This is a genomic window from Methanotorris formicicus Mc-S-70 (genome assembly GCF_000243455.1).
GTDB lineage: Archaea > AGJL01 > Methanococci > Methanococcales > Methanococcaceae > Methanotorris > Methanotorris formicicus.
Map to the genome: position 1 here is coordinate 1 of NZ_AGJL01000027.1, position 25,366 is coordinate 25,366.

Annotated in this window: 25 protein-coding genes, 1 tRNA gene and 2 pseudogenes; 9 read left to right on the plus strand and 19 right to left on the minus strand. The window is 32.9% G+C overall.

Translation table 11 applies throughout. The annotated features are described in order from the left end of the window. Positions 1–226: 226 nt before the first annotated feature. The 5 genes from METFODRAFT_RS05610 to METFODRAFT_RS05630 all read right to left on the minus strand — a co-directional run bounded on the left by METFODRAFT_RS05610 (position 227) and on the right by METFODRAFT_RS05630 (position 4,225). A complete protein-coding gene (locus tag METFODRAFT_RS05610; RefSeq protein ID WP_007044589.1) occupies positions 227–544 on the minus strand; it encodes a transcription factor S in 318 nt (105 codons plus the stop codon). Next, positions 541–1,068, minus strand: a complete 528-nt coding sequence (locus METFODRAFT_RS05615; RefSeq protein WP_048115645.1) for an NUDIX domain-containing protein — start codon at positions 1,066–1,068, stop codon at positions 541–543. The genes METFODRAFT_RS05610 and METFODRAFT_RS05615 overlap by 4 nt, the downstream gene beginning before the upstream one ends. A 59-nt stretch (positions 1,069–1,127) precedes the next feature. Next, positions 1,128–2,540, minus strand: coding sequence for a TrkH family potassium uptake protein (locus METFODRAFT_RS05620; protein WP_007044591.1), 1,413 nt, complete (start codon positions 2,538–2,540; stop codon positions 1,128–1,130). 178 nt (positions 2,541–2,718) lie between these two features. Continuing rightward, positions 2,719–3,642 (minus strand): 2-phosphoglycerate kinase, encoded by a 924-nt coding sequence (locus METFODRAFT_RS05625; RefSeq protein WP_007044592.1) that lies wholly within the window; start codon positions 3,640–3,642, stop codon positions 2,719–2,721. Between the two features lie 280 nt (positions 3,643–3,922). Then, entirely contained in the window at positions 3,923–4,225 is a 303-nt protein-coding gene (locus METFODRAFT_RS05630; RefSeq protein WP_007044593.1) for a monovalent cation/H+ antiporter subunit E, read from the minus strand. 198 nt (positions 4,226–4,423) lie between these two features. Here METFODRAFT_RS05630 and pfdA point away from each other — a divergent pair, with 198 nt between their 5' ends. Then, the gene (pfdA, locus tag METFODRAFT_RS05635; RefSeq protein WP_007044594.1) at positions 4,424–4,849 is read left to right on the plus strand and encodes a prefoldin subunit alpha; all 426 of its coding nucleotides are present in this window, start codon (positions 4,424–4,426) and stop codon (positions 4,847–4,849) included. A gap of 82 nt (positions 4,850–4,931) precedes the next feature. Here the strand turns inward: pfdA and METFODRAFT_RS05640 are convergent. Next, positions 4,932–5,004 (minus strand) — tRNA-Val (locus tag METFODRAFT_RS05640). Positions 5,005–5,203: 199 nt separating this feature from the next. On the opposite strand from METFODRAFT_RS05640, the gene METFODRAFT_RS05645 reads away from it, so the two are divergent. Beyond that, positions 5,204–6,253 (plus strand): nucleotidyltransferase family protein, encoded by a 1,050-nt coding sequence (locus METFODRAFT_RS05645; RefSeq protein WP_048115652.1) that lies wholly within the window; start codon positions 5,204–5,206, stop codon positions 6,251–6,253. On the opposite strand, the gene METFODRAFT_RS05650 is transcribed toward METFODRAFT_RS05645, so the two are convergent. From METFODRAFT_RS05650 to METFODRAFT_RS05670, 5 genes and pseudogenes are all read right to left on the minus strand, one after another. Beyond that, a complete protein-coding gene (locus METFODRAFT_RS05650) occupies positions 6,241–6,963 on the minus strand; it encodes a 6-hydroxymethylpterin diphosphokinase MptE-like protein (RefSeq protein ID WP_048115647.1) in 723 nt (240 codons plus the stop codon). The genes METFODRAFT_RS05645 and METFODRAFT_RS05650 overlap by 13 nt on opposite strands. A 27-nt stretch (positions 6,964–6,990) precedes the next feature. Next, entirely contained in the window at positions 6,991–8,226 is a 1,236-nt protein-coding gene (locus METFODRAFT_RS05655; protein WP_007044597.1) for an ABC transporter permease, read from the minus strand. After that, positions 8,216–8,701: an ATP-binding protein DrrA1-3 family domain-containing protein gene (locus METFODRAFT_RS11875; RefSeq protein ID WP_394296033.1), complete on the minus strand. Its 486-nt coding sequence runs from the start codon at positions 8,699–8,701 to the stop codon at positions 8,216–8,218. Before METFODRAFT_RS11875 ends, METFODRAFT_RS05655 begins: the two co-directional genes overlap by 11 nt. Beyond that, positions 8,702–9,099 (minus strand): annotated as a pseudogene (locus tag METFODRAFT_RS11880) (ATP-binding cassette domain-containing protein); the annotation flags it as partial. 29 nt (positions 9,100–9,128) lie between these two features. Then, positions 9,129–9,842, minus strand: coding sequence for an anaerobic ribonucleoside-triphosphate reductase activating protein (locus tag METFODRAFT_RS05670; RefSeq protein WP_007044600.1), 714 nt, complete (start codon positions 9,840–9,842; stop codon positions 9,129–9,131). 109 nt (positions 9,843–9,951) lie between these two features. On the opposite strand from METFODRAFT_RS05670, the gene METFODRAFT_RS05675 reads away from it, so the two are divergent. Continuing rightward, complete coding sequence (locus tag METFODRAFT_RS05675) at positions 9,952–10,731, plus strand: MBL fold metallo-hydrolase (RefSeq protein ID WP_048115654.1); 780 nt, start codon at positions 9,952–9,954, stop codon at positions 10,729–10,731. Here METFODRAFT_RS05675 and mobA read toward each other — a convergent pair. Next, positions 10,718–11,353 (minus strand): molybdenum cofactor guanylyltransferase, encoded by a 636-nt coding sequence (mobA, locus tag METFODRAFT_RS05680; protein WP_007044602.1) that lies wholly within the window; start codon positions 11,351–11,353, stop codon positions 10,718–10,720. The two genes, METFODRAFT_RS05675 and mobA, sit on opposite strands and share 14 nt — an antisense overlap. Positions 11,354–11,515: 162 nt before the next feature. Here mobA and METFODRAFT_RS05685 point away from each other — a divergent pair, with 162 nt between their 5' ends. The 3 genes from METFODRAFT_RS05685 to METFODRAFT_RS05695 all read left to right on the plus strand — a co-directional run bounded on the left by METFODRAFT_RS05685 (position 11,516) and on the right by METFODRAFT_RS05695 (position 14,561). Further along, positions 11,516–13,168 (plus strand): ATP-binding cassette domain-containing protein, encoded by a 1,653-nt coding sequence (locus METFODRAFT_RS05685; protein WP_007044603.1) that lies wholly within the window; start codon positions 11,516–11,518, stop codon positions 13,166–13,168. A 60-nt stretch (positions 13,169–13,228) separates the two neighbouring features. Next, positions 13,229–13,897, plus strand: coding sequence for an inosine/xanthosine triphosphatase (gene yjjX / locus METFODRAFT_RS05690; protein WP_007044604.1), 669 nt, complete (start codon positions 13,229–13,231; stop codon positions 13,895–13,897). An 82-nt stretch (positions 13,898–13,979) separates the two neighbouring features. Next, entirely contained in the window at positions 13,980–14,561 is a 582-nt protein-coding gene (locus METFODRAFT_RS05695; RefSeq protein ID WP_007044605.1) for a flavodoxin family protein, read from the plus strand. Positions 14,562–14,573: 12 nt separating this feature from the next. Here the strand turns inward: METFODRAFT_RS05695 and METFODRAFT_RS05700 are convergent, their stop codons facing one another. The 6 genes from METFODRAFT_RS05700 to METFODRAFT_RS05725 form a co-directional block, all read right to left on the minus strand. Then, positions 14,574–15,029: a hypothetical protein gene (locus METFODRAFT_RS05700; protein WP_007044606.1), complete on the minus strand. Its 456-nt coding sequence runs from the start codon at positions 15,027–15,029 to the stop codon at positions 14,574–14,576. Between the two features lie 49 nt (positions 15,030–15,078). Beyond that, entirely contained in the window at positions 15,079–16,083 is a 1,005-nt protein-coding gene (locus METFODRAFT_RS05705; RefSeq protein WP_007044607.1) for a phosphatase PAP2 family protein, read from the minus strand. 50 nt (positions 16,084–16,133) lie between these two features. Then, on the minus strand, positions 16,134–16,514 hold the full coding sequence (locus METFODRAFT_RS05710) for a CBS domain-containing protein (RefSeq protein ID WP_007044608.1): 381 nt from the start codon (positions 16,512–16,514) through the stop codon (positions 16,134–16,136). Positions 16,515–16,573: 59 nt separating this feature from the next. Beyond that, complete coding sequence (gene topA, locus METFODRAFT_RS05715; RefSeq protein WP_007044609.1) at positions 16,574–18,853, minus strand: DNA topoisomerase I; 2,280 nt, start codon at positions 18,851–18,853, stop codon at positions 16,574–16,576. Positions 18,854–18,906: 53 nt separating this feature from the next. Beyond that, the gene (gene sucD / locus METFODRAFT_RS05720; RefSeq protein WP_007044610.1) at positions 18,907–19,767 is read right to left on the minus strand and encodes a succinate--CoA ligase subunit alpha; all 861 of its coding nucleotides are present in this window, start codon (positions 19,765–19,767) and stop codon (positions 18,907–18,909) included. Positions 19,768–20,028: 261 nt separating this feature from the next. After that, positions 20,029–21,336: an APC family permease gene (locus METFODRAFT_RS05725; protein ID WP_141564071.1), complete on the minus strand. Its 1,308-nt coding sequence runs from the start codon at positions 21,334–21,336 to the stop codon at positions 20,029–20,031. 216 nt (positions 21,337–21,552) lie between these two features. Between METFODRAFT_RS05725 and infB the strand changes: the two genes are divergently transcribed. Further along, a complete protein-coding gene (gene infB / locus METFODRAFT_RS05730; protein ID WP_007044612.1) occupies positions 21,553–23,346 on the plus strand; it encodes a translation initiation factor IF-2 in 1,794 nt (597 codons plus the stop codon). Positions 23,347–23,382: 36 nt separating this feature from the next. On the opposite strand, the pseudogene METFODRAFT_RS11955 reads toward infB, so the two are convergent. Next, a pseudogene (locus METFODRAFT_RS11955) lies at positions 23,383–24,242 on the minus strand (DDE-type integrase/transposase/recombinase). 95 nt (positions 24,243–24,337) lie between these two features. Between METFODRAFT_RS11955 and METFODRAFT_RS05740 the strand changes: the two are divergent. Next, positions 24,338–24,838 carry a 6-carboxytetrahydropterin synthase QueD gene (locus tag METFODRAFT_RS05740; protein WP_007044614.1) on the plus strand — a complete coding sequence of 167 codons (501 nt, stop codon included), beginning with the start codon at positions 24,338–24,340 and terminating at the stop codon, positions 24,836–24,838. A 234-nt stretch (positions 24,839–25,072) separates the two neighbouring features. After that, positions 25,073–25,366 (plus strand): hypothetical protein (locus METFODRAFT_RS05745; RefSeq protein WP_007044615.1); only part of this gene is annotated, 294 nt, incomplete at its 3' end.

The window sequence follows — 25,366 nt, forward strand, 5'->3', positions numbered from 1 at the left end:
AAAATGTTGTGGTAGAAATATCTTATCATAAATGCTATATCATTATATTCGAATATGCTTGCGAAAGTCCTAAAAAAATAAAAAATTTATGTTGTTTGCGATTTTTTGTAATTTACCCCTATACTACAAATGTCAAATATTAGTATCTTTAAATTTGAAATAACGCTTTAGTCCAAATTTCTTGGAGATATGTTCAACATCTAACGCAAACAACTATAAATAGAAGTTAATCGTACTCTCTCCATGTGTGTCCACATTTTTTACACTTGTAGAATCTTGTTTCTGGTTCATCAGCACATCTTGTCTGTTGTAACCACCAATATGCTTCCATGTGTCCACATTTTGGACATTCTATACGTATTGTTGGAAGTGTATCAACTTGCTCAATAACAGTAACCTCTGGTTGTTTGTGTTCAATTTTCTCTTTAAATTCATAGGTGGTGTTTTCCTCTTTCAACTCCATTTCATAGCCACAAACTGTGCATTTTAAAACTCCACCTTTTGGTAACATTATGTTTTTACATTTTGGACAAAATTCTATCATGTTTTCCCTCCTATCTGCTTTAAATAATCTTTTATTATATTCTCATGGTCAAAGGCAAGTTTTGGTAAGTTGTTTAAATCAAACAAACCTGCATCTTTGGCATCATCTCCCGCTAAGATTTCTCCACCTACAACATCTAAAACAAAAACAACAGAAATTGTATGCCCTCTTGGGTCTCTGTTAGGGTTTGAATAGACCCCAAGTAATTTTTTTACTTTTGTTTTTAATCCTGTCTCTTCCTCAACCTCTCTAATAACTGCCTCCTCTACCGTTTCTCCACATTCTACAAATCCCCCAGGAAGAGCCCAGAAATCTTTAAAAGGATGTTTTTTCCTTTTTATTAGTAGGATTTTGTTGTTAATTTCAATAATACCATCAACAGTTAAAGAAGGGGAAGGATAGAGATTGTATTTTTTTAGCATTCTATGGGTAAATAATTTTTTTGAATACCTCTTTCTTTTTAAAGAGAGAGCAATTTTTTTCCCACAAATGCACATGCATTTAGGTTTGTTTTGCTTTGTCATATTATCACACAACATATAATTTTCAATAAGAGTATTGGCATGGTATTTAAAATTTTCGTTTATTTCAGTTTTTTAATTCTATCAACTATTGGCAATAGAACAAAAACATATATTGGTAAAATCTCCAACCTCCCAATCCACATGGCTAAGATTCCAACGATTTTTCCAATTAATGGCATGTTGATATTTACAATTCCCATGGACATTCCTATGTTAGATGTTAAAGAAACCGCCTCAAATATCGATTTGTATGGCTCATATCCAAGACCTATAAAGACCATTGCTGTAAAGATGTAGTGCATAACAAATACAAAACCAATAACAAAAGATTCTCTCACAACCTTATAATTCAAAGCAACATCTCCCAACTTTTCATGAATTACTGCTGATGGTGGGAAGAAAATCTCCTTTAATTCATAATAAAATGTCTTAACCATGACCAAAAACCTAATAATCTTTATTCCACCGGCTGTAGTTCCAGCACCTCCGCCAATTGCCATTAAAAATACCAATATTGCAATTGATAGGTTGTTTAATCCCTTTATATCTATTGTTGTGTAGCCAGTTGATGTCATTGCAGATACAACGGTAAAAAGGGCATCGATTATATAGGTGTTTGAGGATATGGCAACAATAATGGCAGAGACAATCAACACCTTCAAAGCAAAATCTGTCTGTATGTCTCTAAAACTCTTTCCCGTCAAAATTTTATGATGAATTGAGAAGGAGATAATCCCTCCAATAATCATAATTAGTATCATTATCATTTTTGCCACTGTGTTGTATGGGAAACTTAAATTACTTACACTCATCCCTCCAGTGCAAATTCCACACATGGTTAAATTTACTGCCTCCCAAAGAGACAATCCACTCAAATAAAGTCCGCAGATGCCAAGGATTGTATACAATAGGTAAATCCACCATATTGTTTTAACTGTATTCACTGTACTTGGTAAAATTTTTTCTTCCCTTGCCTCTGCCTTATAGAATAACGCCGTAGCGGTTCCAGACCTCATTAAAATCCCTATCATCATAACCAAAACTCCAACCCCACCAATCCACTGCTCCAAACTCCTCCAAAATAGAATCGTATGAGGCATTGCCTCAACGTTATTTATTAAACTAAATCCTGTTGTGGTCCATGCAGACATGCTTTCGAAAACCGCATCAATGTATGAAAAATAATCTATTCCCAAATAAAAAGGCAAAGCCCCAAGTAAAGATGCCATTAACCATGCAACTGCAGAGATTACCATCGCATGCCTCAACTTTATCTCAACTGGTTTTGTTAAAGTCCTAATAATTGCCCCCAAAATAATAGAAAACATTGCTGGAAAAATGAAATTTTCGTAATTTTCATTGTAGTATATTCCAACGAATACTGGAATAACCATTAAAAATCCAACTATCATCATTAAATAAGCCAATTCGTGCATAATTCCAATAATGTCTTCTCTTTTAAACAGTTTCATAAGTTCTCACTGATAATTATTCTTGTAAAATTATAATTATTTGCGTTTTGTATTTATTTAATACATAAAGAATTTCAAATAACTCTTATTTTTCCCTAAATTTGAAATAATGTTTTATATCCCATAAAAATTAGAGTTATGTCCAATATTCTACGCAAAACCATATTTAAAATTTTCTTTAAAAATCATCGTCATTTCCATCATCCAAATTTATAAACTTCTCTGTTATAATTTCCAAGCATTTTTCAACAGTTTGACTGATTGAAACGTTTTCCACCACAGGGATATTGTTTTTCTTTGCCTGATCTACGATATAATTATTTATCATCCTAATAATTTTGAAATGTTTTAAATATCTTTCCATTGGTCTATTACTTACCCTTGCCCTTGCGGAGAATCTTTTCTTATGGAATTCTTCTGAACTTAAGGTTAGGACAATGAATATGATGTTTGGCATTGTTGTATATTTTTCACTTATGAATCCAGGAACTAAATGCGTCCCTTCAATAATAACGCTTAAACCTTCTGTTAAACTCCTATCTATAATGCCCTCAACCCCAATTAAAACTGGTTCAATGTGCCTCTCAAATCCAGTTATATATATGTTGCAGTTCTCTGGTAATGGGGTTCTTATTGCCTTCCATGCGGTGTAAGATGATTCATAAAGCATGGGAACTAAGTCCTTTGATATACTCCTCCTCATAACTTCCCTTATTGAATCAGTCCCTATAACGCTTGGGATTCCAAGTCTTGATGCTATTTCAAAGGCAATTGTTGAAGTTCCTACCCCACTTGCTCCCCCTATTAGTATTATTATTGGATGTTTTTTCAAAATCCTTCTCCAAAGTAAATATTTTTCTGCTATGTGACAGTAGTTTTTATCAATAAGGTAATAATACACCCTTCTCCTAAGTTCATCCTTATTAATTACTTTTACCCCTTCTTCTTTTAACATTTCTTCAATTTCTCTTGCTATTGAATATGCAATACTTGGTTTCAATCCTGCAGCAGTTAGGGATCTTGCTAAGATACCTTTTGAGAATGGCATTTCGTAATTTTTATCTTTAACAATAATTTGGTTTGTTAAATACTCAAACCCCATTTTATCACTATATTCGCATTTTTAATCTCAGAAATTTATTGTCCTATTGATAAATATAATTTACTATTTTTATAAATGGGTATTACAAATTATTTAATGGCTGTTTAATCTATGGGCATATAGTTTCTGCAAATGGGTGTTGTTATAGTTGTTTGCGAATTTTATTGGAACTTCAATTTTTATGGTTGTTATCAGGTCTTAAATTTTAAAAGAATGAATAATAAAACATAAACTACAAAACAACATAAAAAATAACTCTAAAATACTTTAAAAAATATATTTAGTCAAAAATCTTTTTTATGTATGGTTCAAAAGGAATTATCTCATCTTTTGTCCTTGAACTTATTATAGCAACTTTTAAAACCCTCTTTTCTGGAATCAAATCTATGGTTAATGTCCCTGGCGTTATTGTTATACTGCATGCCAACAAAACCTGTCCAATTAAACTGTTTATTGATGTTTCAATTTCAACGACTTGAGGATTTATATCCCCATTTATACATCTCTTTACTACATCAACCCATGCTTCAGCGATAGCCTTTAAGAGCACAACGATATAACCAATAACCCCGAATAACCTCATCAAATCACCAAAACATAATCTTTAATTATTAATAATGACAAATGTGTTATATAAAACTATATATAATTATCGCTCTAAAAGGTTAATAATAGATAGAACCTTAAAAATTTTATCGACAGGATGGATGCATAATTTCATTTAGCATCCTTTCTTAGATATTACAACAATTTTTAGGCAAAAAAATCAATTGGTGAGATAATGAATGAGGGAGAAATAAGGCAAAAACTTGCAGTATTGGAAACATACAACCAACAGATACAAAAACTTCAGGAAGAGTTGGTAAATATAGAGTTAATGAAAAATGAAATAAACAAAGCAATAGAAACATTAGAGGGAATTAAAGAAAATGATGAGGTTTTATTTCCAATAGGTGCTGGAGCGTTTGTGAGGGCGAAGATTTTGGAAAAGGACAAGGTTATTGTTGGAATTGGGGCAAATATTTTTGCCGATAAAGATATAGATGAGGTTATCAAAGAATTTAAAAAGAGTGTTGAAGATATTGAAAAGGCAGAATCTAAAGGTAAGGAACAAATAGAAAACACAGTAAAAGTTGCAAGAAAAATACAAAAAGAATTAGAAAAAGAATTTGCAAGAATTCAAAAAGAACAGCAAGATCAGGAATAAATAAAATCCCTATCATTTTTTTAATTTTAGATTATACAATATATTTAAATGTATGGATTAATTTGTATAAAATAAAATTAAGTGGGCCCAGCCGGATTCGAACCGGCGACCCTCGCCTTGTAAGGGCGATGTCATAGCCACTAGACCATGGGCCCACGCAAGCAAGAATAACAATAATTTTTCTCATATATAAAATTTGTGGTTTTGTGCATTCAAAATGCACAGAGGTTTTGTAGTTGTTTGCGAAATTTATTAAAATTTTTATATGCTTAAAATATTAAATTAGGTATTAATCATCCCTAAATTTAAAATAACGCATTTATAATCCCACAAAATTTCTTGGGGGTGTGTCCAATATCTAACTTGGGAAATTTTTTAAAGGATAGAGAGGAAATCATAAAAGATGCAAAAGCAAAAGACGCTAAAAGTTTTGATGAATTTAGAAAGATTGTTAAAAAATTAAAAGAAAAAAAAGAAACAGATACAATTGTTGTTGATTTTACTGAATACAACCCTCTCCACAAAGGGCACAAATACTGCATGGATGTTGGGAAAAACTACGGTATGTTTATAGCAGTAATTCCTGGACCTCTTGAGAGAAGTGGGAGGGGGATTCCTTATTTAGTCAGTAGGTATATAAGGGCGGAGATGGCAATAAGGGCAGGGGCGGATATTGTTGTTGAAGGACCTCCGATGGGAATTATGGGTTCTGGGCAATATATGCAGTGTTTAATTAAGATGTTTTACAACTTAAATGCAGATATCATTCCAAGGGGTTATATTCCAGAAAAGACAATGGAAAAGGTTATTGATTGCATAAATAAAAACTATCACATATCTCCAAAGCCATATAAAATAATATGCATTGAGACGGGGGAGATTCTTGGGGAGAAGTTGGAGATAGATAACTACGTTATCGCCTCAATGTCGAAGACAATTTATAGGTTAAATAAATTGGGGGAAATTAATTTCAACCCAAAATTTGTGTTCGTTGAGAGGTTAGAAGGAATTAGCGGCACAAAGATAAGGGAGTATATATTTAGCGGAGATTTTGAAAATGCTAAGGAAATGCTTCCTCCAACGACATTAGAAATCCTCAAAAAATATTATGACAAAGGAAAACTAAAAGACATTATTTTAAGTAGGTTTGAAGACAGAATCCTTGAAACTGCTAACGAATTTGAATTGGAAAAATACCTTCCAGAAAAAATAGCGAGAGAGTTGGAAAAGAAAAGGCCTTACAAAAGTTTGGATGAGATTAGAGAGGCTATACCTTATGGATTCTCAAGGCACAATAAGGAGAGAATATTATCAAAACTTGAGGCAAGAATAGAAAAGGACATTATCTCAGAATATGTCAAGAATTATCCTGCAAAGATTAGGATTCTGTATTATTCCAAATAAACAACATCACTTTTCCCATGCATTTTTAACCAATTAACAAGTTCTTCTGCATATTTTAACTTTTTCTGTTTTATCTCATCTGCTATCTCAATATCATTTTTTATATTTGGTCTGGAGTATTTGGTTACATAAATTCCAAAGTCCATTCCACATAAGATTATTTTTTTTGCCTCTAAATACTCTGCTAAAAAACAACATCTGTCCCCATCGGTAAATCCGCCGTAGTTTATTAGGTTTAATTTTAATTGCTCAAAGTTTGGTATTTGGGTGCTTCCAATGATGTTTTTTAATATTTTTGCATGTTTTTTTATCTTTTCTATATTATCCCCATGTGCATGAACCACAACAATGGCTCCTTTTTTATTTGCTTCAATTATGCTGTTTATGTCTCCATCCAAATCAGAGATTATTATATTTGGGATTATATTTTCCTCCAATAATGCCTTCGTTGCCCCATCTGCCGCTATAATTGGATTCTTTGTGTTTTTCTCCTTTATTATCTTTATGTGTTTTTTTAACGAAGGTCCAGCACCAAAAACATAAACTTCCTTTCCATTTATGAGTTCTTTTACTTCTTCAATGTCTATGTTGTTTTTCTCTTTTTTTATTATTTCATTTAGTATCCTTGCACTTTCAACGTCTTTTTCTTTATCAAATCCAAAATCATCCATAATTTTGTTGTAAAACTCTTTCCAAGTTTCCATATTCATAGTATCACAATTTTTGTTTTTTTAAACTTATTCATAAATCTCATTAACCATCTTACTGTACAACATCACTGAAACTACAACAATTATTAAAGTAATTAGTGAAAGGACAATGACATCTTGATAGATGTTTGAAACTGGAATGTTATTTAATTCCAACAACCTAAAATCTTTAAGAATTCTACCGGTAGGGAAGTAATTAACAAAAATCTTTGCCCAACTTGGCAATATTGTTTCTGGAATCACGATTCCCGAAAGAAAGAGTAGAGGCATTGAAGTTAAATAAATAATTGTATTTGTGCTTTTTGAACTTCCTGTTGTCATTGCTATACTTAGTCCTAAAGACATAGAAAATAAACATCCAATAAATATCAAAAACCATCCCCAAATACTTGGAATTATCGTCTCCCCAAAGACAATTTTTGAAAATAATAACCCGACAACTATACTAACAAATATTATTGCAAGGGATGATAAATATTTTCCAATTAAAAAATCCCATGAAGTTATTGGACTTGCTAAGACCCTTCTTAAAGTTCCTTTCTCAATCTCATCTAAGACGCTAAGTCCCACAATAAGCATGGCAGAGAATAAAAACTGGATTCCAATAAATGATGTTACATAAAATCCAATAGAGGAAGTTTTATGGTTTATGGTTTTTTCTTGAATTATTAGTGGTTTGTTGCTTGCAGTTATATATTCTTTTATATTGGCTACTGAAAGATTATTTGAGAAGTTTGTAAATTTTGCTAATGTCTCATTGTTCATGAATTTATCAATATATTGCATTTGCATTTCCATTGATTTGTTTTTAATCTCTTCCTCAACTTGTATAAAAAACTCCCTAACAATCCCCCTAACCAATTGATACTTCTGCGGGTCTGTTTCATCATAATAAATGTATACAACCCCTTGCCTTCCAGAGGTTATGTTTTTTCCAAAATCTTCTTGAAATACAATAAATGCATCTATTTTTCCATTATTTAGGGCGTTTAAACCATTATCCGTTGAGTTATAAACCTTTACATTAAATAACTTATGATTTTTGTATGTTATATTGCCCATTACATCAACTAAGTGTTTTGATAGCTCATCTTTATAAAAAACCCCAACATCAACTTCGACATCTTTACTGTTTCCGAATATTCCTCCCAACAAAACCATCCACATTATTGGAAAGATAAATACCCAAAATATGACCATTTTTTCTCTATATATCTCTTTTATATCCTTCTTTATTATTCCTATAATTGCCCTAATTCTCATTGCATTCACCAACAATCTTCAAAAATGCATCTTCAAGAGTTACCTCCTTAATATATAGATGCCTTATTTTTGAGTTGTATTTTGTGAGTGTCTCGACAATTTTTGGGAGAGATTCATTAACATCATCCACATAAACCTTTGCAAGATTTTCTTTAACAGTTATCTCAAAACTCAATTTATCCAATCCATTTAAAACCCCCTCAACTTCTATAACATTCTTTACCCCAACTAATTTTTTGAGTTCTTTTACAGAGCCAACTGCAACAATCTTTCCGTTGTTTATAATCCCCACTCTATCAATAATTCCTTCTGCCTCTTCAATGTGGTGGGTAGATAATATTATCGTTTTTCCCTCATCTCTAAGTTCCTTGAGGAGATTCCACAACTCCTTTCTTGAAGAGACATCTAAGCCCGTTGATGGCTCATCCAAAATTAGAATTTTTGGATTGTGGATTAATGATATTGCTAAATTCAGCCTTTTCTTATAACCGCCGCTTAAATCTTTGGCTTTTTTATCTTTTGGAAGTTTAAAGATATTTATAAGTTCTTCAACCCTTTCATAAGGTATATTATACAAATCAGCATAAAATTTTAGATTTTCCTCAACTGTCAATAACTCATAACTGATGTTTTCTTGTGGAGAGTAGCCAATCAATGTTAAAACTTCTTTTGATAAATCTTTTCCGAATATTTTAATTTCTCCTTCGTTATATTTTATTCCTTCTGCAATAATCCTCATAAATGTTGTTTTCCTGCCCCATTTGGTCCTAAAAGTGCAAAAATCTCCCCTTCTTTTATTTTTAGACTTATTTCTTTTAAGACCTCAACATTTCCATAATATTTTTTGAGATTCTTTATTTCAATGGCATACATAATATATCCACCGTTTATTTAAAATTCATTTAAATCCTAATCTCCCCCTCAAAACTCCTTACAACAACATTGTCAACATATTTTTTTGCTATTTTTCCCAATTCAATTAACTCCTTAGGTTTTGGTGGATGAATCTTCTTAAACTCATCATCATAGGCATCTTTTGGTTCAAACTGCTGAATTGCATATAAATTACAATCCTTAACTGTCTTTGCTATTTCCTCAATATCCTCCTCACCCATAACAGTTGGGATAAATGTGGTTCTGCATTCAATAAAGATATTGTTCTTTTTGCAAATATCGATTATCTTTAAAATCTTCTCTTTTATATCTCCATCGTAGCCAGTTAGTTCTTTATATTTATCAAATCTACATTTAACATCTAAGGCAACATAATCAATTAAATTATTTTTTATAAGTTCTTCAATAACTTCTGGATGTGTTCCATTTGTATCAATCTTTACTGGAAATCCTTTGCTTTTTGCAAGTTTTGCCAATTCAATAACACCCTCTGGCTGTAGCGTTGGCTCTCCACCGCTTATAACAATCGCCTCTGCAAATAAAAAATCTATATCATTAAAAACTTCTTCAGCACTCATCTCATAAACATTTTTTGTTATATACTCATAGTTGTGGCAGTATTTGCACTTCATGTTGCAATCTGATAAAAATATAACTGCAGAGCATTTTTTTGGATAATCTATGGTTGATAACTCAACAATCCCGGAAACCTTTATTTTCATGTTCTCACCGAAACTTTTAGAAAAAGTAAATAAAAATGATGATACAACACATATGTGTAAAATTTATATAAATCTACACCCAAACAACTATAAAAATTTTGGTGATAAGATGCAGATTAAAATCCTTATAGACAACATTGCATATAAAAAATACCTTGCTCAACATGGTTTGTCAATAATAGTTGAAGGTAAAGAAAGAATTTTACTTGACACTGGACAGAGTCCATTAGTATTAGAGAAAAATTTGGAGATTATGGGGGAAGATGATAATTTTGATGCAATTATATTAAGCCATGGGCATTACGACCATGCAGATGGATTATCTTATTTTATAAACAAGGAAGATTTTAACTCTAAAATTATAATGCATCCTGATGCTTTATTGGATAAATATAGCGGCAATAAAAGAAGATACATTGGAATAAACAAGGAAATAAAGGAATTTTTAAAAAACTATTCCAATACGTTATTTGTTGAAGAACCATACAAACTGTCAAAAGATGTAATTATCTCTGGCTACATCCCAAGAAAAAACCATTATGAAATGGAAAAATTCTATACTTTAGTGAATGGGGAATTTAAGGAGGATTCTATAAATGACGACATGTTTTTAATTGTTGATGGAGTTGTTATTACTGGCTGTTCCCATAGTGGGATAATAAATGTTGTTGAATATGCCAAAACCCTCTCAAACATCCGTGGAGTTATTGGAGGATTCCATTTAGGTGGTGCATCTGAAAGATACATCAATGAGGTGAAAGAGTATTTCAAAAACCAAGATTTAGAGTTTATTATGCCCCTACACTGCACTGGGTTTGAGGCATCGAAAATTTTAAGTGATTTGGATAATTTTGTCTATGGGCATGTGGGAAAGATTATTGAACTTTAGAGTTTATCTTTTTTAATTCTTCCAAAGTATTTATATTTATAAATACCTTCTTTGTTTTATCTATCTCTTTAACATCCACATAAAGAGGAGACAAATACTCAATAAAACTTCGCATGGATAAATTTTTATTTGATGGATTTTTTAGCATTTTATCTAAAATTTCTAATGAAGAACGCATATACAATGAAAAAAGTGGCTCTATGTATCCATTTTCATCCATTGGAATTATGCAATTCTTTTTTTCCTTTTCTGCAATATCTATATACTTAATTAAATTGCCTATCGCATCCCTATTTATAAATGGCATATCGCATGGGAGGACTAAGACCCATTTCGCATTTAAAACCCTCATTCCAGATAGTATTCCCATTAATGGGCCTTTATTACTTTCTAAATCCCATGTTATTGTCTGCCGATATTTTTTGAAGAAATCTTTTTCTAAATTTTTTATATTCTCAGATTTTTCATTGTCATTTTTAAATACTACAACAAAAGGTATATCCATCTCATTTAATAAATTGACGGTATATTCAATCAAATATTTGCCATTAACAATCCTAAACGCCTTTTCCCCTTTCATTCTCCTTGCTTTTCCGCCAGATAATATAATACCCGAAATCATCGTATCACGATTTAATGAGATTTGTGTTTCTACTTTTGTTTATATTTAGCATAAACCATATAAGAATATGCTCTAATAAACTATTATGCAATCATAATAAAACCTTTAAGTAAGACCCTTAAAACACACATTAAAAATTACACAAAGTTCATGGTGAGGATTATGAGCATTATAGTCAAAAATTTAACAAAAAGATATGGTGAAAAGGTAGCATTAGATGATATTTCATTTGAGGCAAAGAAAGGAGAGATTTTGGGTGTTGTTGGAAGAAGTGGGGCGGGAAAAACAACATTAATTAGAATTTTGAGAGGAACTGAACCTTATGATGAAGGATATGTGGAAATTTGTGGAAGGAAGGACAACTTTAGGGAAATCACCGCAATACATTTGCAGAGAAACTTTGCCTTATGGGCTGAGCCAGCAATATACAACATAATAAGAAAACTCTATGCAATAAGGAACAATTCTGATGAATCTCTGCCTTTAGAGGATGAATGGGAAGAGTATGAGAAAGATGCATTAGAGATTATGAGATTGGTTGGATTAGAGCATAAAAAAGATGCATTCTCAAATATCTTAAGCGGAGGAGAGAAGCAGAGATTGATTTTAGGAAGACAGATAGCGAAGATATATGAAAGAGGAGATGGGGTTTTGCTATTAGATGAGCCAGCAACGATGGCATGTCCAGCATCAAAGCAGATGCTTTTAGATGTTATTAAAAATATAAGGGATAAGTTGGGAATTACCGTTATAATAACCTCCCACCTTCCAGAGATACATAAGTACTTGTGTGATAGGTGTATTTTGTTAGAAGAAGGGAAAATTAAGATGGGTGGAAATCCAGAGGAAGTTATAGAGGAATTCTTGAAGGATATGAAAGAACCCTACATTAGAAAAAGAAAACCATCAGAGAGAGATATCATAGAAGTAAAAAATGTATCAAAAAGATACTACGTTGTCTATGGTGGAGAAACACTAAACATGAAAAACGTCTCATTCTCTGTAAAAGAAGGGGAAATTTTATCCATCATAGGGCCAAGTGGGACGGGAAAATCTGTTCTTTTAAGGTTGTTGGCAGGAGTGGAGATGCCAAATGATGGAGATGTTATAGTTGATGGTATCAACTTGAAAGACTATGGATGGGAGAGAATACAGTTGAGAAGAAAAATTGGGATTATGCATCAGGAATTTTCTCTATCTCATTATGTGAAGGTTGAGGATTTGCTAAAATATAGACTTGGGATAAAAGGAGAGAAAGCCATAGCACACGCAAAATTAAAGGCAAAGGAACTTAACCTGTCTCAAAAGGTTGTTGATGGTTTGTATCAGTTAATTGATTTGCCTGAGGAGGAGATGAGGAATAAATTGGAAAAGTTAGGTTTAAGTGAAAATATTATCAAACTCCTATTCCCAGCAATTGTGGATGAATTTAAGCCAAAAGAGGTTTTAGATGCATTGGACTTGCCAAATAAGATTCTACAAAAAACTCCAGGTCAGTTGAGTGGTGGGGAAAGAGTTAGGGTCGCTATGACATTACAATTGATAACAAAACCAAAAATCCTCTTATTAGATGAGCCGTTTGGAGATTTGGATCCAATAACATTGAGAGATGTTGCAAACTACTTAAAGAAGATAAATGATACATTTGGAACAACAATCGTTCTCATCTCCCACCATGTTGAATTGATAAAAGAGATTAGTGATAGGGCAATATTGATTGATGAGGGAAGAATAATCCTTGAAGGTAATCCAGAAGAAGTTTGCGATGAATTTATAACAAGAAGTAACGCTAAATTCTTGAGTGGGACAAAATAGATTAAAAAATGTTTTAAAAAAATAATCAAATTTATTTTTTAATTATTGATTGGTGAAAACATGGATTTTAAAGATAAAAAATGTGAGATTTGCGGGAAAAAGGCAGAAACATTTATGTTTGGGAGATTTTTGTGTTTAGATGAAAAATGCATAGAAGAAGCGAGAAGATTGAGAGGAGGACCTGCAGGACATAAATTGAGGGTTATTGCAGTAGGTTCAACGAATCCAGTAAAAATTAAGGCAGTTGAGGAGGGGACGAGGAAGATTTTAGGAAGTGTTAATGCTGTTGGGGTTGATGTAGATAGTGGTGTCTCAAAACATCCTATTGGCTTTGAGGAAACCTATATAGGAGCATTGAATAGGGCTAAAAATGCACTCAATAAAGTAAATGCTTTGTATGGGGTAGGAATTGAGGCAGGTTTGATTGAGATTGATGGGCATTATTTGGATATCCATGTTTGTGTAGTTTTTGATGGGTTAACTGCGACAGTTGGAACATCCCAAGGCTTTGAGTATCCAAAGGAGGTTGTAGAGGGAATAAAGAAAGGCATTGAGGGAGGAGTTATTGCAGAGGAAATTTCGGGAGTTAAAGATATTGGAAAAAAGAACGGTTTAATTGGATACTTAACAGACGACAACATAACAAGGTTGGATTTGTGCAGGGATGCGGTAATAATGGCTATGATTCCACGAATGAGAAAAAATGCTGATTTATATGATTTACTCTAAAAATAAACCAAAAAATAAAACTTAAATAATATAAGAAATAAAAATAAAACGACAATAATAAAAATAATATCGGTGATGTAATATGAAAATCCTTGGTATAAGCGGTTCTCCAAGAAAGGAAGGAAATACAACTTTTCTTGTTAAAGAGGCGTTAAAGGCTGCAGAGGAGGAAGGTATAGAGACAGAGTTTATCAGCCTTGCTGAGAAGGAAATAAATCCATGTATAGCATGTAATGTTTGTAAAGAAACAGGAGAATGTGCTATATTAGATGATGTTGATGAAATATTGCAAAAAATGAAAGAGGCTGATGGTATTATTGTTGGTTCCCCTGTTTACTTTGGTGGGGTTACTGCCCAGTTAAAAATATTGATAGATAGGTCAAGACCATTGAGAAAAGGATTCCAGTTGAGTAATAAGGTTGGTGGCGCAATAGCAGTCGGAGCATCAAGAAACGGAGGGCAAGAAACAACAATCCAACAAATCCACAACTTCTTCCTTATTCATTCAATGATTGTCGTTGGAGATAAAGAACCAACAGCCCACTATGGAGGAACTGGTGTAGGTGCTGGTGTGGATGATTGCAAAAACGATGAAGATGGAATAGAAACTGCAAGAAACTTGGGTAAAAAGGTTGCTGAAGTTGTTAAATTAATTAAAAAATAAATTTAAATTATTTTACATCCATGAGATTTCCTCTTCCTCTTCAATATCCTCCAAATCTAAGGTAGTGGTTAAAAATTCCTCTGCCCATGGAGCGTATTTTGTAAATGAATAAACGATATCATCTTTGATCCAAAACATCGTAAAAACTGCAACTTTATTTATATATTTTTTAAATGACTTAATTTTGTTGTTGTATTCTATTACTCTTTTATCTTCTTGTTTTTTAGAGTATAGATTCGATTCTATGTGTTCTTTTGTAAATAAATCCTTTTTTATGAACATGGTTTTTATACCCTCATGTTTGGCAACCATAATGAAGTTCTTCCAATCACCCCCCTCCCATCTAATATTTGGAAAACTTTCTAAAATATCTGAAGTAGGATAAATCGAAAATCCCTCTTTTTTCAAAAAATCCTCAACTATTGTGATAAATTCCTCTAAATCCATAGTTTGTGGAACCCTCTTCATCTATTCAACCCCAGTAAAATTTTTAAAAGATAAAAACAACAAAAAATAACTAATATCTCTCAAATAACTTTAATAGTCCCTTTATTCTTTTGCTCACAATTAAATACCCACAAACGATGCCTATAATCGCTCCAGCAAGAACATCATAAGGATAATGCACACCCACATAAACCCTACTATATCCAACCAAAATTGCCCAAATTAAGAGAATCAAACCTATTTTTTTTGAGTAGGAATAGAAGAGCGTAGAGATAGTAAATGCTACTGTTGTATGCCCACTTGGGAATGATGGTTCATAGTCCTCATAGGATAGCAGATGAATATTTTTCAAAACCAAATATGGTCTTGGTTCATTTATTATATACTTTAATGAAAATGCTATTAAAAATGCCAATGTTAAGGCAATAAAAACCTTTTTTCCAAAATTCCTGTCTTTTAAAAATGATAATGCTAAAATTACTATTGCTATTGGATAGGCGGAATGCGTTATAATTGCCATGATTGTATCCAAAAACATATTGTAATGGGAATTTATAGCATAGAATAACTGAATATTAATTTTGTTTAAAGTTTCAATTAATATTGAATAATCAAGACGTCCCAAGATATTCCCAAAATAGGCTATTGCTAAAAACCTCGGCAACCTTCCAATAAAGGTACCAATGCTAAATGGTAACTTACTCATTTCAAAAATTCCCGCAAGCCATGCTATAACTTTATATGGGAGTGGTGTGAAACCAGCAAGAACAACACCCCAAAAACCATACTTATTAAAAAACTCCTCTCCTTTTGTTAAGTATTTCCCTCCAAACAACCTTGTAAATGCAGGATGCCCCAACCTATTCCCAAGGAAATGCCCAAATAAACCCCCAAAAAGAGAGCCGATTGTAGCAACTAATGCAGAAATTAATGGATTTAATCCAAACATCGATGCCCCCATTATGAATATATCCGGTGGAACTGGTTGAATAAATGCCTCTGTAAATGCGACCAAAAATATTCCCAAATAGCCATAATTATTAACAAGATACTCTGCAATTGCATATAAATCCATACAATCACCTTTAAATTAACTAAAAACTCCGAATAAAAAATAAAAAAGAATTATTCTTTAATAAATACCCTAAGTATGTCTGTCTGAGATACAACACCAACGGGATTTTCTTGATTATCAACAACCAATAAAGCAGAGACGTCAGCATGAACCATGATTTTCGCAGCGTCCTTAATATCATCATCCTCACGAATTTTAAGGATGTTTTTTGTTGCTATGTCTCCAATCTTTGTCTCAATCAATTCAAATAGTCCCTTACTAACAAATACATTAACTAAATCTCTATAACTTACAACACCTACAATTTTTCCGTCTTTTTCAACAAAAACTCTCCTAATCCCTTTATCATGCATAACTTTAAATGTCCCATACAAATTTTCATTTTCATCTACTTTGTATATATCTGGATTCATAATCTCTTTAACCTTCATAGTATCCCTCTATTTTCCACTTTTTAACGCTTTTTTATTATTTTGATTTTTTAGTTATTTTACTTTTTAATCTTCTCGATATACTTGCATTTTGGATAATTACTGCAACCTATGAACTCTCCATATTTTCCACGTCTCTTTACTAAATCTCCTCCACATTTTGGACATTTTCCAACAACCTCAACTTCTTTTTTAATCTTCTCAGTATATTTACATTTTGGATAATTCTCACACCCTAAGAACGCCCCATATATACCATTTTTAACTACCAATTTCCCTCCACATTTTGGACATGTTTTTTCTCCATTGCTTATACTTTCTTTTAAGTCCTCAATGTTTTCTTTTGGCATTTTTGATGGACATTCAGGATTTATGCAGAGTTTCTGCCCATCAATGCCTATAACTGGAAGCCCACAACTCTCGCAGGTTTCATTTAAAACCTTTATTCGTCCTTTTTTTGGTAGTGAGTAAGTTACATTGCATTCGGGATAATTTGTACATCCAACAAACCTACTATTTTTTGTTCTTATAATTACCAAATCTCCCCCGCATTTACACTTTCCAATGGTTTTTAATTTTTTGTTTGTGCTATCTATTTTGCTAACCAATTCTTTACCAATTTCTTTTTCTTTTTCTTTGAATTTGCTTAGTATTTCTTTTAGTTTATTTTCTGCTTCATTTAGAACCTCATCTTTTTTAATTTTACCATTCTGTATTAATTCAAGTTTCTCCTCCAAATCCCTTGTCATCTTTTCATCTATAATCTCTGGGCAGAATTTTTTCAACGTCTCTATAACTGCAATTCCTAAATCAGTTACTTTTAAAGAACCGTCTTCAACAACATAACCCCTGCTAATTAATTTGTCAATAATTTCAGCTCTTGTCGCCTTTGTGCCTAGCTTTCTGGCTTCGAGTTCTTTTATAATACTTGCAACAGTATATCTCTTTGGTGGTTTTGTTTCTTTCCTTTCTATGTTGATTTTTTCCACTTTTATTTTTTCATTTTTCTTTAATGGGGGCAATTCAACCTCATCAAACCTCGTGAAGTGATAAATCTCATGCCAACCTTCTTTAACTGTTCTTGAACCATTGAGTTTGAATTTCTCTCCTCCAATGTCAATGGTTACGTTGCAATACTCCCTCTCTGCATCATCCCAAAACGCCGCTAATGTCCTCCTTGCAATTAAATCGTATATCTTCTCCTCTTCCTCTGGTAATTTTTCCTTTGGAATATCAACGATATGTATTGCCGGGTGTGCTGGGTCATCTTTTTTCCCTTCAATTGGCTTTAGGTTTTCATTTAAAATCCTCTCTGCATACTTTCCATAATTGGGATGGTTTTTAATTATACTCAAAACATCTTCCAAATATTTCCTATCTTTTGGCAATTTTTGGGATGATGAACGAGGATACGAGACGATTCCTCTTTCATACAACCTCTGAGCAATGTCCTGCGTTTTTTTGGGGGAGAATTTATATATACTATGTGCCTCCCTCTGCAGAGTTCCTAAGTCAAATGGTGGGTTTGGCTTTATCTTCTTCTTTCTCTTTTTTACCCCAACAACAATGCCCTCTTTTATATCCTTTATTTTTTCATATACGTGATTTGCTTCTTTTTCATCCCAAAACTTTTCCTTTTCGTGGATTGCATTTAAATTATCTAACAAAGCACTTATTACCCAGTAAGGTTTTGGGACGAACTTTTTGATTTCCAATTCTCTATCAACTAAAAATGCCAATGCAGGACCTTGAACTCTTCCTGTGCTCATTGTTTTCCATCTCTTCACCGCCCTAATTGCCTCCATCAAAGCCCTTGAAACATTAATCCCAAAATACCAATCAACCTTATGCCTACTATCTCCCGCATCAACCAACCCAAAATCAATGGTATCTGGATTTTCATACGCTTTAATAATTTCCTTTTTTGTTAATGATGAGAATCTCATTCTTTTTGCATTAGTTTTTCCACAGCAGTAGTATAGAGCATGATAACCAATTAATTCCCCCTCAATATCCCAATCAGTTGCCACATAGAATTCATCCGCTTCTTTGGATAATTTTTTTAATGCTTTTATATAATTCTCTACGTATTTTTTCCCTTCCTCTATTGATGCTGGAACCCAATCGATGTCAAAAACAGGATATTCTCCAAATTTACCCTCTTTTTTCTCAACCAATGTAAAAAGATGCCCAACTGCACTTGCAGCTAAAATCTTTTTCCCATCCCTTTCTAATTCATAATAAGGCACACTGTATATGGATTTTTTCTTCGGTTTCCCTAATGCCTCTGCTATCTTTTTTGCAACAGATGGCTTTTCGCAAATTATCAATGCAACCATAGTTTCACTTTAAATTTGTTTTAAAAAATAAAGAATAAAAGAAGAAAAATTGATTAAATTATTTCTTTCAAAATCTTAGGAATGTCTGATATCTTTTTAGCAACATAAACTCCTGCCTCTTCCAATGCTTTCATCTTACTCTCTGCTGTTCCTTTACCTCCTTCAATAATAGCCCCTGCGTGTCCCATTCTTTTGCCTTCTGGTGCTGACTGCCCTGCTATATAACCAATAACTGGTTTTTTCATTTTTTTGACATACTCTGCTGCAATCTCCTCTGCACTACCTCCAATTTCCCCAATCATAACAACTGCATCTGTCTCATCATCTTTTTCAAACATTTCCAATATCTCAATATATCTAAGTCCAGTAACAGGATCTCCACCAATTCCAACGCATGTTGATTGCCCAAAGCCAGCATTGGTCATTTGGCTTGCTATCTCATAGGTTAAAGTTCCACTTCTTGAAACCATCCCTATATTTCCTTCTTTTAATATGTTCATTGGGATTATTCCCAATTTACCAACTTTAGGGGATGCAATCCCTGGAGTGTTGGGCCCTATAACCTTTGCCCCAACACTTTCAGCATAGTCAACAATATCTATTGCATCATGCACTGGAATGTGTTCTGTTATAATAACTATCAAATCCAAACCAGCATCTATTGCCTCATAAGATGCATCCTTTGCAAATGGTGCAGGAACAAAAATAACTGATGCATTTGCATCATGCTCATCAACTGTCTCACAGACGGTATCATAAACAGGTACACCATGAACTTCCATTCCTCCCTTACCAGGCGTAACTCCTGCAACTATGTTTGTTCCACATTCAAGCATTTTCTTTGTGTGGAAACTTCCCTGCTTTCCTGTGATTCCTTGCACTACTGTTCTTGTGTTTTCATCCAAAAGTATCATTATACCACCAAAAAACAACTTTTCCTAAAAATAAAGATGTTAAAAATAATATTTAAATGCAACGCAAACATTAAAAATAACTACCAACATATAAAAAATTGGATGATGACAGTTACCCCCACTGACCTTTATGGAATGAAGAAACCAGCACTGTCTGACATGGGTTAAAGTAAATGAAATCTTATTTTTATGATTTGCTTTTTTTCTGGTTTGTTTCTTATTTTAAAATTTTTTCTGGTTTCAGAGTGTATTGGGTATTTGTTACCTACTTTTGAAAAATTGCCGCTTTGTAAAACAACGATAAATGTATTCGAATATTATTGCTCCAAGAAACGTTGTTATTATCCCATAAAATATGTATTTATGGATTTGCCATTGATAGTAGAGGAGTGTTAAGAAAACCAGCAAAATTACATTGAAGCTCAATATTATAAGTTTTCTATTTCCACCAACTTCATCCACAAGGAGGTAATGTGAGAGAATAACAAATAGATAGATTATAATAAAAACTGCACTTGTTATTGAGGCTACTCCTTCCATATTAAATAAAAGTGCAAATAATATCCCCAAGGTAGATGTTATATACAAACCTTCCGTTGATTTAAACCATACTTTCCTTTCAAAGAACTTAGGCAATTCTCCATCCTTTGCTAATGAGTAAGCAACATTAGCGCCTCCGTATATGGTGGCATTCATAGCCGATGATATCGAGAACAGTGCCCCAATTGAAATAAGTATAAATCCCAAATTTCCCAAAAGTGGTTTTGCGGCTACTGCTAGTGCATTGTCTTTTGCTTTAATCAGTTCATCAATTGGGAGATTTCCAATGGCAGATAGTGCAACACCAACGTATACAACCATAACAAAAATTATACTTATGTATATTGCCAGTGGAACATTTCTTTCTGGTTCCTCAATATACTCTGAGGCATTTGTAATAACACCAAATCCCATATAAGAGAGAAAAAAGATTGCTGATGCATAAATTGTCCCCATTAATGAAGATTTGCTAAAACTTGGAGTGATTAAAGATGGATCTATTGTCAATAAACCAAAAAATATAAAGATTCCCAGTATTAAGAGTTTTACCAAAACAATATAAAATTCTGCTTTTCCAACAACTTTTGAACCAAAAAAATTTAATGCTGTAAAGAAAGAAACTATTCCAATTTCTGCAAGGGCAATAGTGAATGTGTTTTCGGGAATATGGAATAATGGAAGTGCATATCCAGCAAATCCTTTTGCAAATAAAGAGATGGAAATTACATAAGTAATCCAAAGCAATATGCTGAGAGTACCTGTGGCAATATTGTCCCCTATTGCTTTATGTATGAACGCTATAGGTCCTGCATTTGATATTATTTTTGAACTTAATTTTGCATAAGAGTACGCAACAAAAAGAGCATATACACCAGATAACAAAAATGTTTCTGGAAGGTTTCGTCCTGCAATTTCAGCACCAACACCAAAGATGGAAAATATACTTGCTCCAATCATTACACCAACAGCCATTGATACGGCTTCCCACAGGTTCAATTTTTTATATCTTGTTCTTTTTGGAGAATTCATAATTTTCACCATCTTAGAGTCCATAGTATTAGATAACTTACACCTAAGTTATGAATATATTACGCTATAAACGAATTGTATTTTGATGTAGGTTAAATTTTATGAAATTTTCAACATGTCAAAACTTCAACCTTAAGATTTAAATATTCTCGCGTATATATTTATTGTCTAAAACAACTCTCTTTTTAAAAATTATCAATCTAACAGGTGATTTTTATGGCTTTAAGATGTCCAATAGTTAGTGTTTTAGGGCATGTTGACCATGGTAAGACGTCATTACTTGACAAAATAAGAAAAACACGTGTAGCGAGTAGAGAAGCGGGAGGAATTACACAACATATTGGTGCAAGTGAGATACCAATTGATGTGATAAAGAAGGTGTGTGGAAACCTCTTACAAATGCTTAAAGCAGATTTAACAATTCCTGGTTTGTTGGTTATAGACACTCCCGGACATGAAGCATTCACATCTTTAAGGAAGAGAGGGGGGGCATTAGCAGATATTGCAATTTTGGTTGTTGATATAAACGAAGGTTTTAAGCCACAAACCATTGAGGCAGTTAATATATTGAGGCAATGTAAGACACCATTTGTTGTTGCAGCAAATAAAATCGATCTAATCCCAGGATGGAATTCAAAAGAAGGACCATTTGTCTTAAACTTTAATGAAAAGAACCAACATCCTAATGCATTGACAGAGTTTGAAATTAGGCTTTATGAGAATGTAATAAAACCGTTAAATGATATGGGTTTTAATGCAGATTTATTTACAAGGGTTGAGGACATAACAAAAACTGTATGTATAATCCCTGTTTCTGCTAAAACTGGGGAAGGGGTTCCAGATTTGTTAATGATGATTGCAGGTCTGGCACAGAGATTTTTAGAACAGAATTTGAATTTAAATGTGGAAGGACATGCAAAAGGAACGGTTTTGGAAGTTAAAGAAGAGAGAGGTTTAGGTAAAACAATCGACGCTATTATTTATGATGGAATTGCAAGGAAGGGGGAGTATTTAGTTGTTGGAGGTCCAGATGGAGTTGTTATATCGAAGATTAAGGCATTACTAAAACCAAAGCCATTGGATGAGATGAGGAATCCAAGGGATAAATTTAAACCAGTTAAGGAAGTCGTGGCAGCAGCAGGGGTTAAGATAGCAGCACCAAACTTAGAAAATGTCATTGCAGGTAGTCCTTTAAGAATAGTTCCAGAAGATAAAATAGAATTGGCAAAAGAAGAGATAATGAAAGAGATTGAAGAATCCACAATAGAAACTGATGATGAGGGAATTTTAATTAAAGCAGATACTCTTGGTTCACTTGAGGCTTTGGCAAATGAACTTAGAAAAATTGGGGTTAAGATTAAGAAGGCAGAGGTTGGAGAGATTTCAAAGAAAGATGTTATAGAGGTTGCATCATTTAAACAAGTAAATCCACTTTACGGGGCAATAGTTACCTTCAACACCAAAATATTGCCAGATGCTAAAAGAGAAATTGAGAAGTATGGTATAAAACTATTTGAAGGTAACATCATCTACAAACTTGTTGAAGATTATGAGGAGTGGTTAAAAGCAGAACTTGAGAAAATGAAATCAGATGAACTATCAAAATTGACAAAACCTGCAGTGATTAAACTACTTCCTGGATGTATATTCAGGCAAAAGAATCCTGCAATCTGTGGAGTTGAAGTGATTTATGGAACTTTAGGGGTTGGGGTTCCACTTATGAGGGATGATGGTAAAAGATTGGGAATTGTAAAGGAAATCCAGGATAAAGGGGAAAGTGTAAAGGAGGTAAAGGTTGGAGCACAGGTTTCTATATCCATAGATGGAAATGTTATCCTTGGAAGGTATATAAAAGAGAATGACATCATGTACGTTGAAATTCCAGAAAATGAAGTCAGAAAACTCTACCACGAACATATAAATGAACTTAGAGGAGATGAGCAAGAGGCACTTTACAGATACATGGAATTAAAGCAGAAATTGGAAAACAACCCATTCTGGGGCAGATAATCCTGTTGTATCCCGAAATTATTTCGCCATAATTTTTCATACGCTAATCACCTCCTTATCACACTCTACACCGTAATAAACTTCATAAGGAGTTTTAAAATTAAGAGAACGATGTGGTTTTACTCGATTATGCCAATCTACGAACTTTTCTAAACTATTGAACATATATAATCGATATTCAATTTCTCTATTTATCCTTTCAACTTTTCCTATTTGGGGACGTCTAACAGAGGTTCTTATATGCAAAATCCGATTTTCCAGTAGAAACTTCTGGAATTTAGACACTCCCCCCTTGCAGGAACGAATTGAGTTCCATTATCGGTTAATATCTTTTTAGATTTCCCATACTTTTTAAAACATTCCTTTAAAGCAGAAATTACAACGTCTGATGTCGCTTCTTCATACAACTTAGCATGTAAGATATATCTACTATGGTCGTCTATTATTAGCAGTAGGTAATATCTAATTTTACTAATATCTACTATTTTAAAATCCATATGCATAGTTCGTTAGGTTTTAAGGCGTTGAATCGCTTTGGCTTCTTTTTCTTTTTCTTCTTTCGTGGTTGTGTTATGCCCATCTCTTTTAGTATAGTATATATACGATTATGTGGATATGTATATTATGTCTACGTTCTATATACTTCTCTAAATGAACGGGACTCGTTATCTTACATTTCGGCAAAGCATTTAAGACCAATTCGATAGTTTCTTTATCTATGTTCCTTGGCTTCTCCTCTACTTTTTAATTCGGGAATTCTTCCAGTTTCCCGATACTCTCTCCATATCTGCTGAACCCTACGTTCGGATATATTTAGTTTCTTTGCCATAACTTTCGTTTTCTTTCCATCTAATTATTTTTCGAATTTTCTTCTGGTTTAATTTCACCCCTCTCATATTTTTATGGGTGTTATCATTCGAATATTATAATATCATGTGCGAAATAATTTCGGGATACCACAGAGTAATTAAATTTTTAGAAGGTGAAAATTATGATTTTAGAATTAAATGGACTTCATGCTGGGTTAAGATTCTCTTCTGCACACATTGTTTTTGGTCATGAAACATGTGGAGTTATTCATGGGCATTCTTACTATGTGGATGTTAGAATTTGTGGAGAGCCAAGTGGAGAGTTTGGATTTGTGTGTGATTTTAAAACCATAAAATCTATTGTGAAAGAGATATGCGAAACATTAGACCACAAACTGATGCTACCAAAAAATCATCCGCAGGTAGAGTATAAGATAAATAACGAATCAATATATTTTAAATACTGTGGAAAAGGGAAAATTAAAGAATATATGGTTCCATTAGAGGATGTAGTATTGCTGCCTCTGAAATCCACAACTGCTGAAGAGTTGTCCCAATTTTTTTCAAAGTGCATAGTTGATAAATTAAGGGATATGGGGCTAATGGATAATATTAAATGGGTTGAGGTTGTAGTAAATGAAGGTATTGGTCAAGGGGCATGTTATAGATTGGGGTACAAATAACAATTAAGTTGATCGTTTGCGTTATTTTATTATTCAAAATTATCTATTTTATTGTTTTTTTTGAAAATTTTAGGTATGTATTTTATATTTGCAACGATTATACCAAATTACTTAAGATTTAAAGACAATAGTTTGTTTAGATTACTGATAGTGTGATTTAACAATATTAACTTTAAAACCAAAAATAGAAATATGTAGTGCTTGAATAACTCGTTAAAAAACGGTGAAACCTCCATGCTAGCAGCACTTAATAATATACTCACTAATTCTATAAATAGTTTAGGATTTAACTGTTCGGAGGAGTTATCTAAGTTCGCACAGGTTAGAACACTAACGCCAATAAAAACTATCAAAGCATTTTCAGAGTATGTCTCGGGAATTCACAGAACGACTATCGTTAAAAAACCTACAAAAAACTATCAGAAAATGAGTTTTGTTTGTATACTCAACTATCCAACCTTCCCGATATTTTTTGATGACAATAGATTTAAATACACTGCAATAATCGATTCAACGCTACTAAGGAGA